Origin of the sequence: Paralcaligenes sp. KSB-10, from assembly GCF_021266465.1 — a bacterium.
Classification (GTDB): domain Bacteria; phylum Pseudomonadota; class Gammaproteobacteria; order Burkholderiales; family Burkholderiaceae_B.
Genome location: NZ_CP089848.1, coordinates 1,464,405 through 1,481,122, shown reverse-complemented (window position 1 = coordinate 1,481,122; position 16,718 = coordinate 1,464,405). Strand labels below are relative to the sequence as shown.

The 16,718-nt window shown below is 60.8% G+C and carries 15 protein-coding genes and 1 pseudogene; 11 read left to right on the top strand and 5 right to left on the bottom strand.

The annotated features are described in order from the left end of the window. The first annotated feature begins 81 nt into the window (after positions 1-81). The 6 genes and pseudogenes from LSG25_RS06745 to LSG25_RS06720 all read left to right on the top strand — a co-directional run. Positions 82-285, top strand: a complete 204-nt coding sequence (locus LSG25_RS06745; protein WP_232743920.1) for a hypothetical protein — start codon at positions 82-84, stop codon at positions 283-285. Positions 286-388: 103 nt separating this feature from the next. After that, complete coding sequence (locus tag LSG25_RS06740) at positions 389-910, top strand: hypothetical protein (RefSeq protein WP_232743919.1); 522 nt, start codon at positions 389-391, stop codon at positions 908-910. 784 nt (positions 911-1,694) lie between these two features. Further along, on the top strand, positions 1,695-1,925 hold the full coding sequence (locus LSG25_RS06735) for an AlpA family transcriptional regulator (protein WP_232743918.1): 231 nt from the start codon (positions 1,695-1,697) through the stop codon (positions 1,923-1,925). Further along, a complete protein-coding gene (locus LSG25_RS06730) occupies positions 1,922-3,862 on the top strand; it encodes a virulence-associated E family protein (RefSeq protein WP_232743917.1) in 1,941 nt (646 codons plus the stop codon). Before LSG25_RS06735 ends, LSG25_RS06730 begins: the two co-directional genes overlap by 4 nt. 17 nt (positions 3,863-3,879) lie before the next feature. Beyond that, a protein-coding gene (locus LSG25_RS06725) for an IS3 family transposase (protein ID WP_232743916.1) occupies positions 3,880-5,069 on the top strand; the annotation gives its coding sequence in 2 pieces (ribosomal slippage) (positions 3,880-4,171 and positions 4,171-5,069; 1,191 coding nt in all). Between the two features lie 32 nt (positions 5,070-5,101). Continuing rightward, positions 5,102-6,070, top strand: a pseudogene (locus tag LSG25_RS06720) (ABC transporter substrate-binding protein); the annotation flags it as partial. A gap of 91 nt (positions 6,071-6,161) precedes the next feature. Here the strand turns inward: LSG25_RS06720 and LSG25_RS06715 are convergent. Then, positions 6,162-7,079, bottom strand: a complete 918-nt coding sequence (locus LSG25_RS06715) for a LysR family transcriptional regulator (RefSeq protein ID WP_232743914.1) — start codon at positions 7,077-7,079, stop codon at positions 6,162-6,164. A gap of 214 nt (positions 7,080-7,293) precedes the next feature. On the opposite strand from LSG25_RS06715, the gene LSG25_RS06710 reads away from it, so the two are divergent. The 5 genes from LSG25_RS06710 (at position 7,294) to LSG25_RS06690 (ending at position 13,929) form a co-directional block, all read left to right on the top strand. Then, positions 7,294-8,430, top strand: coding sequence for a glycoside hydrolase family 88 protein (locus LSG25_RS06710; protein ID WP_232743913.1), 1,137 nt, complete (start codon positions 7,294-7,296; stop codon positions 8,428-8,430). 31 nt (positions 8,431-8,461) lie between these two features. After that, positions 8,462-8,911, top strand: coding sequence for a MaoC/PaaZ C-terminal domain-containing protein (locus LSG25_RS06705; protein WP_232743912.1), 450 nt, complete (start codon positions 8,462-8,464; stop codon positions 8,909-8,911). Positions 8,912-8,931: 20 nt separating this feature from the next. After that, the gene (locus LSG25_RS06700) at positions 8,932-10,500 is read left to right on the top strand and encodes a CoA-transferase (protein ID WP_232743911.1); all 1,569 of its coding nucleotides are present in this window, start codon (positions 8,932-8,934) and stop codon (positions 10,498-10,500) included. Positions 10,501-11,037: 537 nt separating this feature from the next. Continuing rightward, a complete protein-coding gene (locus LSG25_RS06695) occupies positions 11,038-12,183 on the top strand; it encodes an acyl-CoA dehydrogenase family protein (protein ID WP_232743910.1) in 1,146 nt (381 codons plus the stop codon). Positions 12,184-12,246: 63 nt separating this feature from the next. Continuing rightward, positions 12,247-13,929 carry an acyl-CoA synthetase gene (locus tag LSG25_RS06690; protein WP_255696651.1) on the top strand — a complete coding sequence of 561 codons (1,683 nt, stop codon included), beginning with the start codon at positions 12,247-12,249 and terminating at the stop codon, positions 13,927-13,929. 72 nt (positions 13,930-14,001) lie between these two features. Here the strand turns inward: LSG25_RS06690 and LSG25_RS20435 are convergent, their stop codons facing one another. The 4 genes from LSG25_RS20435 to LSG25_RS06670 form a co-directional block, all read right to left on the bottom strand. Beyond that, entirely contained in the window at positions 14,002-14,301 is a 300-nt protein-coding gene (locus LSG25_RS20435) for a DUF3024 domain-containing protein (RefSeq protein ID WP_255696741.1), read from the bottom strand. Positions 14,302-14,351: 50 nt separating this feature from the next. After that, complete coding sequence (locus LSG25_RS06680; RefSeq protein ID WP_232744596.1) at positions 14,352-15,914, bottom strand: IS66 family transposase; 1,563 nt, start codon at positions 15,912-15,914, stop codon at positions 14,352-14,354. A 72-nt stretch (positions 15,915-15,986) separates the two neighbouring features. Next, positions 15,987-16,319, bottom strand: coding sequence for an IS66 family insertion sequence element accessory protein TnpB (tnpB, locus tag LSG25_RS06675; protein WP_255696740.1), 333 nt, complete (start codon positions 16,317-16,319; stop codon positions 15,987-15,989). Then, complete coding sequence (locus tag LSG25_RS06670) at positions 16,316-16,690, bottom strand: transposase (RefSeq protein ID WP_232743908.1); 375 nt, start codon at positions 16,688-16,690, stop codon at positions 16,316-16,318. Before LSG25_RS06670 ends, tnpB begins: the two co-directional genes overlap by 4 nt. Between the last annotated feature and the right edge of the window lie 28 nt (positions 16,691-16,718).

Sequence of the window (16,718 nt, the reverse complement as noted above, 5' to 3'; positions counted from 1 at the left end):
GTCTGCTAACCCTGTCACTTGCTGCCCACCCCGTTTTAGCAGCGGGCGGGTAGCGTAATCGCTACTACAGGAAGCTTCGCCATGAAGACACAACGTAATTCATCCCATACCAATCCCGTGACCCGTGAACAGGCCGCCAGCGCCATTCTTGCGCTGTGTCGCACAAGGGGTAGGGCATCCGCCGTGGTGGCATTGTCCTTGTTCGGCGCCAACCATCTGTCCAACGTTCGCGACTCCCAGTACGGCGCTTTGGTCGGCGTGTGCGAAGCGGCAATGAGTGCGTGACACAAGAGGCCAGGTATACAAGCCGCCTTTTCAGATGTGCGGCATACTGCGGCCTTATGCCGGTGAAGGGACAACAAGAATGGGTGTGAATTGGAATGAGGGCTTGATGCGCTGGAAGCCGCACACTGACGCGATGGGCAAAGCGTATCCGCTGAACCACCTGCACCCATTTCGGTATACGCTGGCCGTTAATTGTGGCATAGAGCAGGCCGACGTTGAAATACGCGTGGCATTTGCTATGCATTGTTTCACGCGTGCCTGCGCTGATGGTGATGATGAAAGCCTGCTATACCGCGATGCGCGCGAAACCCGCAGCTTTTGCCCAGACCGCTACGTGCTGTCGCTGCATTTGCCTGATATTGCCCGTACGCTGGCGGATAGACGCTGTCGCTTTGCCAAAGCTGACAATTACGTAACTATTGATGTGCCGATGACGGGCGGGGCGGCCGCGCAATATGGTGTCTTTTTCAACGTCATGCGCAAGGATGGCAATGCTGTGCTGCTGACCATCCAGAGTGCTTACCAACTGGGTGCCGGAAAACAGGTGCCTGGGCGCGGTTCGATTGGGTTCGCCCGCTTGGTGGAACTGACCCTTACCGGGGTCAAGCCACGGGCGCCGCGTTGAGCCGCCCAGAAAGGCGAAAGCCCCGACAAGCGGGGCTCCGTAGTCTGGTGGTCTGTTACCTCTGCTTTTGGCAGAACCGCTTGCACGGCAGCTAACGCTTTTGCCCGAAGGCTCACCAGCTATTGCGTTAAGCCTATTGTACCGAATTCCTGCCCCGATGCAACCCCTATGTTCCCCTGACAGCCTCAACGGTCGGGATAGATGCAGTTTGGGGGTATGCGTACCTTTATAGCAGGCGGCGGCATGGTGTTGTGTGGTGATAGGTTGCGTTTCTTGGTGTTGTATGTATACTTATCGCACTATCTCGACCCCCCAAAAATCCGCGATGGCTGACCGCAACGACAGCCGCAGTACGAGGTAACGCCCCCGAGCGAAAGCTAAAGGCGATGCGTAGCCACCCCAGGGTTTGCACGGCCCACCTGGAAGCGCGCAACCAGGGCAGTACCTGGACAGGGCCTTAGAGACAGAGACCGGAGCATGTTCTATGCTGCCGGTCTTTTGCGTTTTTAAGCACCCGGCGGCGCTCTGTGAGGTGCACCATGCAGCCCAGCACTGTTTTGTTGGACGACCTGCGCACTATCGATGCCCTGGTCTCCGAATACCCCAATATTCTTTCCGCTTCTACGTTGCGATGGCAGTTGCGCCGCCGTGGCACTAATGGCTTGGCCCGCGCTTGCGTGCGTGTTGGCCGCCGCCTTCTTATTTCCAAGTCGCGCTACGATCAATGGTTAGCATCCCAAACTGAACTGCCTGCATGCGGTGCTAAGGGCACCAAGGGGGCAGCATGAACAGCCCCGCAAACTTGCCGGCAACCGGGTACGTGCGCCTACCGACCGTAGCGGCGGTCTGTGGTATAGGTAAGTCCACCGTATGGGAGTGGTGCCGAAAAGGGCGCTTTCCCGCCCCCATCAAACTATCCATGCGCGTGTCGGCGTGGTCTGTGGATGATGTACGTGCCTGGTTGGCAGACCCTAATGGGTGGCGACCTACACAGCCACAGGGGCGCCCATCATGACGGATACCTTAACCATCCTGCGCCACCAATCCAACCTGCTGGCAAAGACCTGGCGCGCCGACGGCACCGTGACGGCCTACGATCAGGCCAAATACTTCACCCTGTCGTCGGTACCGCTGGCGGGCATCGCCGATTTGTCCACGCAACTGTCCAAGCTGGAACACGACCCGCACGCCTGCGTTATTCGCGGGGTCTATCGTGGTGACGCCCATGCGGTCGAAGCGGGCCTGGCACCTGAAAATGGCCGGGTGCGTCGGCTGCTGGAACTGTTTGATGACACGCCACACCACTGGGTATTGGTCGAAATTGATAGCTTCGAACCGTTGACCGCCGACCCTGTGCGCGATCCGGTACCGGCCATTGATGAATATGTGGCCACCTGCTTGCCCGATGGTTTCCAGGGCGCGGCCTACCACTGGCAGCTATCGAACAGCGCGGGCCACGCCACCAAGGGCGGCATCTTGAAAGCCCACGTTTGGTTCTGGCTGGAAACCCCGTACACATCAGCGCAACTGAAAGCCTGGGCTAAGGTCGCCAGCATTGAACTGGATGATTCGGTATTAAACCCCGTGCAAGTCCATTACACCGCCGCACCGGTCTTTGATGCTGGCGTGGTTGACCCGGTACCGGTGCGTAGCGGCTTTGTGCCGGGGCTGCTGGACGATGCGGTGGCGCTTACCATCGACCAGGCCGTGCTTGACCAGGCTCTGGCGTTGAAGCCCCGCCAGCGTGGCGACTTGGTAGAAACAGATGACCCAGTAGCCGACCTGTTGTACACACAGGGCCGGGTGCTGGATGAAGCCCGCGACGGTGGGCTAATTATTGCCTGCCCCTGGGAAGACGAACACACCAACGACACCACGGGTACCGACTCGACGGTGTGGTTTCCAGCGGGTACCAATGGGTACGACCGGGGGCATTTCAAATGCCTGCACACGCATTGCGCTGACCGCCTGGACATTGAATTCTTTGAAGCCATCGGGTACCAGGAAGACGTACTGGCCGGGTTTGATGTCATCCCACCGCCTGCTGGTGGTGAATTGCCCTTGCCTGCTTTTGAACGTGTTCGTAGCGGCAAAGACGAAGGGAAAATTCTAGCCACGGTCGAAAACGTGGCGCTGGCTGTGCGACGGTCGGATATATGCAGCGCCTTTATTGGCTACGACACGTTTCAAGGCGGTATGGTTATCGCTGATCAGGCGGGCCAATGGCGCGCGTTCGAAGATACCGACTACACCCAGCTTCGCATTACCCTGGAACACGGCCCCACGGGCTTCAAGCCGATCAGCAACTTGATGATGAAAGACGCCGCTAAACTAGTCGCCAAGGAAAACCAATTCGACAGTGCGCAGCAATGGCTAAACGGCTTGGCGCACGACGGCACCCCGCGTGTGGAAGGCTTCATGGCGCGATATTTCGGCACCGAAGATACGCCCTATATGCGCGCCGTCGGGCTGTACCTGTGGACGGCGATGGCCGGGCGGATCATGGAACCGGGCATCAAGGCCGACATGGTGCCTATCCTGGTCGGCCCCCAAGGGGCGGGCAAATCAACGGGTGTGGCCGCCATGGTGCCAGGGGGCGACCTATTCGCCGAACTTAATCTGGCTGACAAGGACGCCGACCAAGCACGATTACTGCGCGGCAAGCTGTTGGCCGAAATATCCGAACTGCGCGGCCTTCGCACCCGTGAATTGGAAGCCATAAAGGCGTTCATCACCCGCACACATGAGCAGTGGGTGCCGAAGTTTGAAGAATTCGCCACCGCCTACGCCCGCCGATGCGTATTCATCGGTACGACCAACCAAGATGAATTCCTAGCTGATGAAACCGGCAACCGGCGGTGGTTGCCCGCGCGGGTCGGCGTGGTGGACGTGCAGGCGCTGCAACGCGACCATGACCCTGCCTCGTTTCCACGTACAGCAAGAAGGTGGTAGTTTCTTGTTAACGGAGAATGAAAATGAAAGACAGCAATGTGCCCAAGCGTCAATATACGGATGACTATAAGTTGGAGTCGGCGCGTTTGGCGCAGTCGTTAGGCACGAATGAAGCGGCTCGACGTTTAGGGATTCCTTCGGCGACGTTGGGGCGTTGGCGCCGCGCCCTTGACGTCCAAAGCCTGTCGCCCTTGATCACAGGTAGTCAGCCGCCTGGGACACCACGGCGTGCTGTGTCTGAGCTGGAAGCCGAGAACAGTCGCTTGCGTAAAGAGCTGGCCAGCGCCCGTCTGGATATTGAAATTCTGGGAAAAGCGACGGCGTACTTTGCCAAGGGGTCACGGTGAGGTACGCTTGGATCGATACGCAGCGCGGCCTGTATAGCGTGTCGCGGCTATGTCGCGTATTGGCGGTATCGCGTTCCGGTTACTGCCAGTGGCGGGTGCGCGGCCCGAGCAAGACAAGCTTGGCCAACGCGGCGCTGGATAGGCAGGTTCAGGTGGTTCACGAGGCCAGCCAGCGCAGCTACGGGCGTCTTCGTATCGTGCAGAAGTTGCGTGATCAGAACCACCGTGTCGGCCATGAGCGTGTTCGCCAGAGCCTGCTACGACAAGGCCTGAGGCCGGTTTACAAGCGCCGTTATCGGATCACCACAGACTCAGATCATGCTTTACCTATCGCGGCCAATGTCCTTGGGCGCCAGTTTGATGGGTGGGCACCGAACCGCGCCTGGGTTGGTGATATTACCTACGTGGCCACCCAGGAAGGCTGGCTCTATCTGGCGGCGATCCTGGATTTAGGCAGCCGCAGAATCGTGGGCTGGTCCCTGAGTGATCGGATGAGTTCAGACTTGGTCTGCAACGCCCTAAAGGCGGCTTACTGGCAGCGTAAACCGGCACGGGGCCTGATTATGCATACCGACCGCGGTAGCCAATATGCGAGCCTGGCTCATCGCACGCTATTGCATGATTACGGGATGGTGGCCTCCATGAGTCGGCGGGCCAATGCCTGGGATAACGCGGTAATGGAAAGCTTTTTTAAAACCTTGAAGGTGGAGCGGATTTACCAGGTCCGTTACGCCACCCGAGCCCAAGCCAGGCTCGATATCGTCAATTGGATCGAAGGCTTCTATAATCGAACGCGCCTGCATTCGGCCATCGGCTATCGTACGCCGGTGCAAATGGAAGCGGCCCTTAAAGCAGTATGAGCTGCTGTACGTGAAACCGAGGCAAGTTCACGACTGTAGCACGGCGATGGTTCGACGTCGACAAAGTAGACGTGATCGTAGATCTGCCGACCTCATCAGTGTTGCTCGCGGTCAATGAGGTCGTCAAGGAGAAGAACAAAGTAATGCTGGTGTCTGGCGGCGGAACATCGGACCTAACCGGCAAGGCGTGCACCCCAAATGCGATCCACTGGACCTACGACACTTGGGCGGTCGCGAACGGCACGGCAAAGGCGGTCGTCAAGAATGGCGGCGATACCTGGTTCTTCCTGACCGCCGACTATGCATTCGGCCACGCACTTGAGCGCGATGCTGCGACAGTGGTCACGAAGAGCGGCGGCAAGGTGGTGGGAAGGGTGCGTCATCCCTTCCCCGGCACCGACTTCTCGTCTTACCTGCTGCAGGCGCAGACCTCGAAGGCTAAGGTCATCGGACTAGCGAACGCTGGCGGCGACACGATCACCGCGGTGAAGCAGGCGGCGGAGTTCGGCATCACGGCGGGCGGGCAGAAGCTCGCTGGTCTGCTGGTGTTCATGAGCGACGTGCAGGCGCTCGGCCTCGCCGCCGCGCAAGGCCTCACGCTGACCGAAGCGTGGTACTGGGACATGAACGACCCGAGCCGGGAGTTCGGGCGTGCTTTCGCCGCGGCTAACGGCGGCAAGTTCCCGACGATGGCGCAGGCCGGCGTATACTCGGCGATCACGCACTACCTGAAGGCCGTCGCGGCACTGAAGGCCGACGGCGACGGCGCTAAGGTCGTCGCGCAGATGAAGGCAATGCCCACCGACGACAAGCTGTTTGGCCAGGGCACGATCCGGGCGGATGGCCGCAAGATTCACCCGCTGTATCTCTTTGAGGTCAAGAAGCCGTCCGAATCGAAGGGACCTGGCGACTTCTATAAGGTGCTCGCGACGATCCCGGCCGACGAGGCCTTCCGCCCAATGAGCGAAGGCGGCTGCGCGCTGGTGGCCGGAGCAAAGTAAGCGGAGCGGTGGAGAGCCGCATCCGTCCTGCTCGCAGACTTCTCCCCCTGGCTGGTCCCGTCCGTGCGATTGGTCCCAATCGCACGCGGGATTAGCCATTCTTTTTGTTCGCATTTCCAATTTCTAAGGCCGCGATAACGTCCTTTGCAGTTCCCACGAAGGCGCGGATCAGCGGGGACGTGTTTCTGCTACGCCAACCGAGCATGACTTCGACCGGCAGCGATCTGCCGCGCAACGGTTTATAGACGACATGGTCGAGGTGGACGCGCTGCACCGACGACGGCACGAAGGCGAAGCCAATACCGGAGCTTACGAGACCGAGGCACGTGTATACCTGACCTACCTCTAGTGCAACGCGCGGCGTGAAGCCGGCGGCTGCGCACATGCGCAGAATCATATCGTGAAAGTCGGGCGCGAGATGGGGCGTGTACATCACAAAGCGCTCCGCGGCGCAGTCGCTTAGCGCGAGGCTGTCTTTGGCGGCGAAGGGGTGGCTCGCCGGTACGGCGATGACGAAGGGCTCGGTCACGAGCCCTTCGGTCGTGATGTCTTCGAAGTCGCCCACCGGACGCATGAAGGAGATATCGATTTCGCCGCGGCGCAACGCGTCGGCCTGACCAATCACCGGGAACCACCGCACGTCCACTTCGACATCCGGGAAGCGCTCCCGATAGGAGCGGAAGATCGGCGGGAGCAGCGTGTAAGAAGTGTGTTCGAAGAAGCCAACCGACAGGCGCCCGATCTCGCCGCGCTCGGCACGCCGTGTCTGCACCGCTGCGACCTCGGTCGCGCGCATGATCTGCCTGGCATGCTCGAGGAATACCTGGCCGGCACCCGACAGTTCGACACGGCGTTTCGTCCGATGCAGCAGCATGACTCCCAACTCTTCCTCTAGCTGGCGAATCTGCTGGCTCAGCGGCGGCTGGGCGATATGCAGACGGTCGGCGGCGCGCGTGAAGTTCAGCTCCTCGGCGACAGCAATGAAGTAGCGCAGGTGACGCAGATCCATACTTAGACTCAAAAAGTATTAATCAATGACGAATTATATATTGGACGTTAATTTGTGGAAAGCCTAGGATGGCATCACGCGGCGCCGAAGTGCCTCCAGGCTACTGGCGTGGCGGGCTGAACCGGCCGGTGCAATCTGTTGTTCCGGTCGGTCTCGATCGGCTAGCGCCGCGCTAGCTGCGGCCGATCCGGACGACATGGCGCGGCCGGCTATCATGAAGGAGCGAAAGGTGAACAAGACAATACTGGACCAGGCTATAGGCCACATGCTCGCGCGAATCGACGCGACGCTGGCACAGTCTGGGCGGGGCTTTCCGCATTACGCGAGTATCGAGGATGGCGTGTGGACGCGCTCGCATGCGGGTGACTGGACGGGCGGCTTCTGGGTAGGCCTGCTGTGGCTCGCAGCGCTGCGCACGGGCGAAGCGCGCTATCGGGAGGCGGCACGTGATTGGGCGCAGCGATTGCGTCCGCGCGTCGCGTCGAAGTCAGTATTCAAGGGCTTCCTGTTCTGGTACGGCGCGGAGTTGGGCAACCAGCTCTTCGGTGATGAGGTCGCGCGCGATTTGTCGCGTGCCGGAACCCAGGCGCTGATGCAAATGTACAACCCAGCCGCGCAGCTGATTCCGCTCGGTACCGAGGCCGAGGAGGCGTCCGACGTTGGCGCGAACGAAGCGAACATCGACGCGCTGCCCGGCACCGTCGCGCTGTTGTTCGCACACGACGCCGAGCTTAGCTCGGGCGAGATCGCGCTCAACCACCTGCGCCAGCATATCGCGCTATGCGTGCGAGAAGATGGCTCGGTATGTCAGTCGGCGAGTTTCGATCCGGCCAACGGTAGCCTCGTGCGCCGTTACACGCACAAGGGCATCCAAGAGAACAGTACTTGGGGCCGCGCGCAGGCCTGGGCCATGGTTGCCCTGGCACAGGCGCTGTACGCCGGCAAGACCGAATTTGGGGACGTCGCGGTACTCGTCGCCAACTGGTGGCTTGATCATCTGCCAGCCGACGGCGTCGCGTTCTGGGACTTTGACGACCCCGCGATCCCGAACACGAGCCGCGACACCTCGGCGACGGCAATCGCCGCCGCGGCGCTGTTGAAGCTCGCGAAGATGTCGCCCGAGCACGCAGCGCGCTACCAGGCAGCCGCCGAAGCCTCGATTGAGGCGCTCGTAACGCGTCACCTAACCCCAGTGTCTGCCGACGACCGGCGCCCGCCGGGCATCCTGACCGAAGGCTGCTTCAACAAAAAGCTCGGCGTAGCAACAGCGAACGAGCTGATCTGGGGTGACTACTTCCTCTTCGAATCCCTGCTTGCGTTGGCCGATACGGTGGCGACCGAGCGCATCTGACCCACACCAACAATCAAAAGGAGACCATGTCATGACCGAATCTCTCAAATTTACGAAGCCGCATCAAGGACCTGTGTCGAATCTGATCGGCACCGAGACCAGCTACACGCGTACCGTCAGCGAATATGACATCTATGCGTTCGCGGGCATCAGCGGCGACAACCACCCAAACCATGTCGACGAGGAATACTGCAAGCGCGTCGGCCTCGGCGCCCGCGTCGCGCAGGGCGCGATGTTTGTCGGCTACATCGCCGGCGCAGTGACCAAGTATCTCGGTCTGATCGAGCGGCCCGCCGTGTCCTATGGGTACGACCACGTGCGTTTCACGAAGTCGGTGTTCATCGGCGACACGCTGACAATCCATTACCGCATCGCGCGCGCCGACGACGAAAAGAAGCGGCTGTGGGCGGACGCAACACTGACCAACCAGCGCGGCGAAATCGTGTGCGTGGGCACCCACATCATCCACTTCCAAGAATGAGCGGGTCGGGAGAGCACGACATGAACAAGATATGCACAGCGGCCGAGGCGGTCGCCGATATCCGCACCGGGCAGGCGATTGGCAGCGTCGGTGTAATCGGCTGGCTGACGCCTGACGCGCTGCTCCAGGAGCTTGCACGGCGCTTTCGGGAAACCGCGGCGCCGCGCGACCTGACCTTCTTCTTCCCAGTCAGCGTCGGCGATGCAATGGGCATCCGCGGCATGGATCACGTCGCGATAGAGGGGTTGATGAAGCGCGTCGTTTCGGGCAACTTCATCAACACCATCGATCCCGCGACCGGCAAGCGGCCGGAGATGATGCGCCTGATTCGCGAGAACAAGATCGAGGCCTACTGCTGGCCAATCGGCGCGACAATGCACTGGCTGCGCGAGGTTGCGCGTCGCAGCCCGGGTTACCTCACACGCATCGGCATCGGCTCCTATATCGATCCACGCCAGCAAGGCGGCAAATACACGCTGCGCGCCGAGAAGGATCTCGTGCGGCTGATGGAGATCGACGGCGAGGAACACTTGTTCTATCCGAGTTGGCCGCTCGATGTTGGCTTCCTGCGGGCGACCAGCGCCGACGAGTACGGAAACCTGAGCTTTGAAGACGAACCGATCACGTCCTCAGCACTGGCAATGGCGCTTGCAGTAAAGGCTTCGGGCGGCACCGTGATTGCGCAGGTTCGCAAGATTGTACCGCGCCAGGCGCGCCTAGTGCACAGCGTGCGCTTGCCGGGCGAGCTCGTCGATCGGATCGTCGTCGAACCGACGCCGATGATGACGACTGATGTGCGCTACGACGACGCCTATCTTGGCGGCCAGATCTTCCCCGGCCACGGCGCCGACCGCCTGCCGCCGGGAGCTGACAAGATCATCGCGCGGCGCACGGCGCGCGAGATCCGCCCCGGCGTGCCGACGATCTTCGGATTCGGTGCGTCGTCTAACGTGCCGGCGGTGATGATGGAAGATGGTGCCTTCGACGGCAAGGGCCTGCTCGATTACCGCTTTACAACCGAACATGGTCCTTTCGGCGGCATCGTGATGAGCGGCTGGCAGTTCTCGGCTAACAAGTATCCCGAGGCGCTCATCGACGGGCCCGCGCAGTTCGACTTCATCAATGGCGGCAACTGCAAGACTGCGGCACTCGCGTTCGCCCAGCTCGACGCGGCCGGCAACGTCAATGTGAGCCGCTTCGGCGCCGCGAATCCCGGCCCCGGCGGTTTCATCGACATCGCCTACAACGCCGAGACACTGCTTTTCACCGGCACCTTCACCACCGGCGGGCTAGAGGTCAATGTCGAGGACGGTCAGCTCGCGATTGTGCGCGAAGGCGAGGTGCGCAAGTTTGTCGGACAGGTGCAGGAGATCACCTACCCCGTGGGCGCAAACGTCGCCAAGCGCAGACAGAACGCGAGGGTCATCACCGAGCGTGCAGTATTCGATATCGAGCCCGAGGGCCTTGTGCTGACCGAGATCGCACCGGGCATCGACCTTCAGACCCAAGTCCTCGCACTGATGGATTACCCACCGATACGCATCGCCGCCCCCCTGCCCCTTATGGATGCAACGCTATTCCGGCCCTGACCTCCTAAAAAACGCATGCGACAGAGATATACAGACACATGACAACGATCAACTACCTGACCACGATCCAATTCGACTTCGGCGCAGTGAAGCTGCCGGCGGTGCTGCGGTTCAATCACCCGACGATCGGTGCCAAGCACGAGCAACGCGCCAAAGCCATGGGGCTTGCGCCCAGCGCCGATCCGGCCTCCATGCGATGGGGGTTCCACGCGATGTGCTTCCGGGAATCGCCCAAGCCGCGACGAAGGACCATTGCCACAGGACCAATCCCCGCACCGCGACCGCCGAGAACTATCTGCGCATGCTTGAAGACTCATTCTGAGGCTTGAACATGACGAGCGATGACATGAATTCCAACTACATTAACAGCAAGTGGGTCGGCTCCACGAGAAGGTTGATCAACGTGACTCCCTCCGGTCTTGACGACGTTGTCGGCCGCTATGCAGAGGCGAGCACCGAGCAGGTAGCCTACGCACGCGAATTCTACACACGGTCAAGACCGCCTACGTGCTCGCTCAACCTGCAAGGAAATCCATCATGAAATGTTTGATTAATGAACAACACGAACTAATTCGCGAGTCGGTGCGGCGCTTCGCCGAGAATGAGGTCGCTCCGATCTCCGAGAAACTATGGGAAGAACAGGGCTTCGCCTATGATATCTGGAAACAGGCTGGCGAACTCGGCTTCTTAGGCCTACCTTATCCCGAACAATATGGCGGCGGGGGCGGTGACTGGCTGGGCTTCACGATTGTGCTCGAAGAGCTCGCTCGCGTCGATGCCGCGGTCGCCTCGTCGGTGATGGCGAACTCAACGCCAGCGAGCTTGATCAACAACTTCGGCACTGCAGCGCAGAAGGAGCAGTATTTACGGCCCATATTGGAAGGCAGCCAGGTCGGCTGCATCGGCCTCACCGAGCCGAATGCAGGTTCGGATGCGGCCAACATTCAAACTCGTGCAGTGCTGCGCGACGGACATTGGATTATTAACGGCTCGAAGACCTTCATCACGAATTCCGGTACCGACATTACCGGCCCGGTCGTGATCGCCGCTTTGAGTGGAACTCGGTCGGACGGACGCAAGGAGATCTCGAACTTCATCCTGCCGGTCGGCACGCCCGGCTTTTCTCTCGGCAATAAGCTGAAGAAGATAGGCTGGAGAGGCTCGACGACCTACGAACTGTTCTTCGAGGACTGCCGGCTTCCGGCCAACAATCTCCTGGGCGAGCCGGGCGCGGGCCTAAAGCAGACGCTCTCTAACATCAGCACCGGCCGCATTCTGATCGGGGCGCTGGGTCTCGGCATTCTGCAGGGATCGGTGGAGCGCTCAGTCGCATACATGAAGGAGCGCACCGCGTTCGGCAAGCGCCTCGAGGAGTTTCAGGCGCTGCAGTTCAAGGTTGCCGACATGGCCACACACGCGCATGCAGCACGGCTGATGCTCTACGACGCAGCCGTGCGCAGGGACACCGCGCAACCGTGCGACGTGCAGGCATCGATGGCCAAACTCTTCGCGACGGAGCGCGCGATGGAGGCCGCGCATCAAGCGGTCCAGATCCACGGAGGCAACGGGATCATGGCCGAGTACCCGGTGTCACGCGCTTTCGGCGATGCGAAGGTGTTGGAGATTGTTGAAGGCACCTCCGAGATCCAGCGCTTGATCATCTCCCGAGACGTGCTGCGTTAGATGATGCGCATCGGCCGGTCCATGCCTAGGGACGGGGCCGCGATTCTTATGAGGTTTGTGAAATTGGCTCGCAACAATCCCTACGAAACCGATCTCGGCCGCCAAGCGGCAAATCATATGCCGCTAAGTCCGCTTTCCTTTCTCAAGCGCAGCGTCGCCGTCTATCCCGAACGCATTGCGGTGATACACGGCGGGCGGCGCTACACGTGGGCGCAGTTCAACGCACGGGCCTGCCGGCTCGCGTCGGCGCTGAAGGCGCGGGGCGTCGGCCGTGGCGACACCGTCGCGGTGATTGCGGCAAACACGCCGGAGATGATCGAAGCGCATTTCGGTGTGCCGATGGCGGGCTCGGTCCTGTGCACGATTAACACGCGACTCGATGCCCAGGCGATCGCGTTTATCCTCAGGCATTGCGAGGCACGGGTACTGATCATCGATACCGAGTATTCGGCGACCGTCGCCGACGCACTCGCGCTGCTCGGTGAGCCCCTCCTGGTAATTGACATCGACGACGCCGAAGGCCCGGGCGGCGAACGCCTCGGCGAGCACGATTACGAGGCTTTCATCGCCTCGGGATCACCAGACTTCGAAGGCGAGGACCCCGCCGACGAATGGCAGGCGATCGCCCTCAACTACACATCGGGCACGACCGGTAGCCCGAAGGGCGTCGTGTACCACCACCGAGGCGCGTATCTAGCAGCGCTCTCTAACATGATCGACTGGGAGATGCCGCACCATTCGGTGTTTCTGTGGACGCTGCCTATGTTCCATTGCAACGGTTGGTGCTTTGCCTGGACGCTTGCGGCGAACGCAGGCACCCACATCTGCCTGCGCCGCTTCGAACCGCGTCAGGTCCTGGCAATGATCCGAGAGCACCGCGTCACGCATTACTGCGGCGCGCCGGTGGTGCATGCGATGCTCGCGGACGCGCCGTCGGCGTGGAAGACGGGCATTGCGCATCGCGTGCATGGGCTCATCGGCGGCGCGCCGCCGCCTGTACCGGTGATCGAGGCGATGCAGCGCATGGGCTTCGAGATCACCCAGATTTACGGGCTCACCGAGGTCTACGGCCCGGCCGCGGTATGCGCCGAACCGCCCGAGTGGCGGGCGCTCGACATCGCGGCGCTCGCAGTGAAGAAGAGCCGGCAGGGCGTGCGCTACACCGCGCAGGAGAGCATGGCGGTGCTCGATCCGGATACCCTCGCGCCGGTGCCGCGCGACGGGCACACAATCGGCGAGGTCATGTTCCGTGGCAATATGACCATGAAAGGCTACCTGAAGAATCCGCAGGCGACCGCCGAGGCCTTTGCGGGCGGCTGGTTCCGTTCGGGCGATCTTGCCGTCGTGCATCCAGACGGCTATATGCAGATCAAGGACCGCGCCAAGGACGTGATCATCTCGGGCGGTGAGAATATCAACTCTGTCGAGGTCGAGGAAGTCCTGTATCGCCACGCTGCCGTGCGCGAAGCCGCAGTCGTCGCGATGCCGCACCCTAAGTGGGGCGAGACGCCCTGTGCCTTCGTCGAGTTGACTCCCGGCACCGCGACCGGGGAAGCTGAACTAATTACACACTGTCGCGCGAATCTGGCACATTACAAAGTGCCAACGCGAGTCGTGATCGGTGAACTGCAAAAAACCGCCACAGGCAAGATTCAGAAATTCACGCTCCGCGAGCGCGCAAGGCAACTCGAGATCGAGGGCAAGTCAGAGAGGGGGGCGGCTCTTGATAAGGGAGTTAAACAGTAAAGACCCCAGTTCTTCGTAAGCGGCCGGGCATCACACATTGACGTCCTGGGTGGGTATATGTTGGCTAACAGATTAACCCCAGAAGCATCCATAGGGGTCGGCGTCGACCCCCTCTAGAACGTTATCAAGGGTGCGCACCTTGGCGAGAGGTTCATAGCTGTGCCACCGAAGGTCGGCCCGCATCCAGAAGACTCTCCAGACCTTTTGCGTCCTGACCCACGTTGCCTTCGCTACGGGTTCTAACAGACGCGAGCCATCGTACAAGCGGCGGTCTTCATGAATAATGACAGACTGGCCCTCAACGGAGTAGCCAATATCAAGCTCCTCTCGTATCTCTGGGCGAGGACGACGGCGCGCAATGTATGGCGTCATGGTGCGATGCACCCTTGCAAGTTCTAGTTCAGTAAACTCCATGACTTTCCTTATGATCGTGAGGCCGCAACGGGCATCCAGTTTTGCGGCAGCAGTTCTTCAATCCGGTTATTCGGATGCGTAGGCAGGCGCGTGAGCACATCCTTCAGATAGGCATACGGATCATGCCCGTTCATCTTTGCGGACAGGATCAGACTCATCACGGCAGCCGCACGCCGGCCCGCCCGCTGGGAGCCAGCGAACAACCAGTTCTTGCGCCCAAGGGCGATGGGCCGGATTTGGTTCTCGATCCAGTTGTTATCGATGGGTAATCGACCATCATCCAGGTAGCGCGTCAGCGCCGCCCAGCGCTTCAGGTTGTAGTCCAGCGCTCGGGCAATGCCGGTACCGTCGGGCACCTTCAGACGATGGGCCGTCATCCAGGCGTGCAGTGTCTCGGCAATCGGCCTGGCCTGTTGTTCACGTAGGCGCTGGCGCTGCTCAGGAAGCAAGTCTGTCCCTTGGGCTTCGATCTCATAGAGCTGTCCGATGGATTTGAGCGCCTGCTCGGCAATCAGACTTTTGCCCGACTGGTGCAATTCGAAGAACTTGCGTCGGGCGTGCGCCATGCAGCCGACCTCGGCAATACCTTGCTCGAAGCAGGCTTTATAGCCACCGTAGTCGTCGCAGACGAGCTCGCCGCGCCAGTCGCCGAGGAAGGCTCGAGCGTGTGCGCCGCTACGTCCCTCAGTAAAGTCATAAACGACCGCCTTCAGGTCCTGGAAGGCGCCCGGGGCATAGGCCCACAGATACGCGCGATGGGTCTTCTTGCTACCCGGTTGCAGGACTTGAACAGGTGTTTCGTCCACATGCACAACAGGTTCGTTCAGGATGGCCTCGCGCAGGGCATCGACCAGCGGCTGCAAGCGCACCCCGCATACGCCTACCCATTCAGCAAGCGTGGAGCGGGGGATCTTGACGCCGGCGCGTGCAAATATCTGTTCTTGGCGGTAGAGCGGGAGATGATCCGCATACTTCGCTACCAACACTTGAGCCAGCAGACCCGAGGTAGCGATTCCCTTGTCGATGACCTGTGCCGGCATGGGCGCCTGGGTCAGCGTTTCGCACTGACGGCAAGTCCACTTGCCCCGGATATGTTGTTCAACGTTGAACACGCCAGGAATGTAATCCAGCTTCTCGGTAATGCTCTCACCGATGCGCTGCATCTGGCAGCCGCAAGTACACGTGGTGCAGTGCGGTTCGTGGCGCACCTGGATACGGGGCAACTCCGGCGGCAAGGCCTGACGCTTGGGCTCAGAGACCGTCTTCTGCGCAGGCGGCTGTCCGCCTAGACTGATCAACTCCTGCTCGATGGCAGCGATGTCAGCATCGACGGCGTCTTCCAGCAACAGCCCCTGCTCGCCGCCGAGCTGTTCGCTCTTCTTACCGAAGCGATAGCGGCGCAGCACCGCAATCTCATGCGTGAGCTTGCGGATGTGGGTTTCCTTGAACTGGATGTCGTGCGCTTGCTTGGCCACGACCTGGCGGGTCTCATCGAGCTCACCCATCAATTGCCTGGCCAATGCCCGCAGGGCCTTGGCATCAAGCTGTTCGAGGGCAGGAGCAGATTTCAAAGACATGGCCGCCATGATGCCATGCCTGTGAGCGGCGTACCATTCGGATTGCACCGGATTGCAAATCCGTGGTCATAAGATAGCGATAGACTCGTACTCGCCCAAGCGTTGCCATGGCAGGCCAATGACCAGGGCCCGTGCCTGCTCAGCAGTCAGTTCAATCTGGGTGTCGCCGGATCTTGGCCAGTGCACACTGCCCTGATGCAAGCGGCGCACGGCCAGCCAGATGCCGAAGCCGTCACACACCAGGACCTTTAGCCGTGTGCCCCGGCGGTTAGCAAATACATAAGCGTGATGCGGCTGCGAGGCGCCGAAGACTTCCACTACCCTGGCCAGTAGCCGATCCATGCCGCTACGCATGTCCACGGGTTCGACGGCTAACCAGACCCTCTCGATGCGGATCACCGAAACAGTTCCCGCAGCCAGGCAGCGCACTCGCCAGCGGCCTGTGCGGGCCAGCTCACCCGCGCTTGCAAGCTACCCCGTTGCAGTTGAACCTCGATGGCCTCCGACGCAGTCTGTGCGCTGTGGTGTGTGCTCATCGCGCAGCCCGCCGTGGCAACGACAGGAATAAACGCCGGCGCGTCCGACAGTGTCAATTCACCGCGTCTGGCTTCGCGGCGCCAGCGCTGCACCATGTTCGGGTTCAGGCCGTGTGCAATGGCGATGCCCGCGACCGAAGCGTCAGGCTGCTCACAAGCCTGAAGAATCTGTGCCTTGAGAGCCTTGCTGTGCTTGCGCCGCGCGGGCCGCTGGACTGAAGGGTTTGGATCCATGAATAGTCCCCACTAAAAACAAGTGGGA

Coding starts and splice junctions, on each gene's coding strand:
- LSG25_RS06745 (WP_232743920.1), top strand. CDS start 82: ATGAAGACACAACGTAATTCATCCCATACCAATCCCGTGACCCGTGAA.
- LSG25_RS06735 (WP_232743918.1), top strand. CDS start 1,695: ATGAACAGCCCCGCAAACTTGCCGGCAACCGGGTACGTGCGCCTACCG.
- LSG25_RS06730 (WP_232743917.1), top strand. CDS start 1,922: ATGACGGATACCTTAACCATCCTGCGCCACCAATCCAACCTGCTGGCA.
- LSG25_RS06715 (WP_232743914.1), bottom strand. CDS start 7,079: ATGGATCTGCGTCACCTGCGCTACTTCATTGCTGTCGCCGAGGAGCTG.
- LSG25_RS06710 (WP_232743913.1), top strand. CDS start 7,294: ATGAAGGAGCGAAAGGTGAACAAGACAATACTGGACCAGGCTATAGGC.
- LSG25_RS06705 (WP_232743912.1), top strand. CDS start 8,462: ATGACCGAATCTCTCAAATTTACGAAGCCGCATCAAGGACCTGTGTCG.
- LSG25_RS06700 (WP_232743911.1), top strand. CDS start 8,932: ATGAACAAGATATGCACAGCGGCCGAGGCGGTCGCCGATATCCGCACC.
- LSG25_RS06695 (WP_232743910.1), top strand. CDS start 11,038: ATGAAATGTTTGATTAATGAACAACACGAACTAATTCGCGAGTCGGTG.
- LSG25_RS20435 (WP_255696741.1), bottom strand. CDS start 14,301: ATGACGCCATACATTGCGCGCCGTCGTCCTCGCCCAGAGATACGAGAG.
- LSG25_RS06670 (WP_232743908.1), bottom strand. CDS start 16,690: ATGGATCCAAACCCTTCAGTCCAGCGGCCCGCGCGGCGCAAGCACAGC.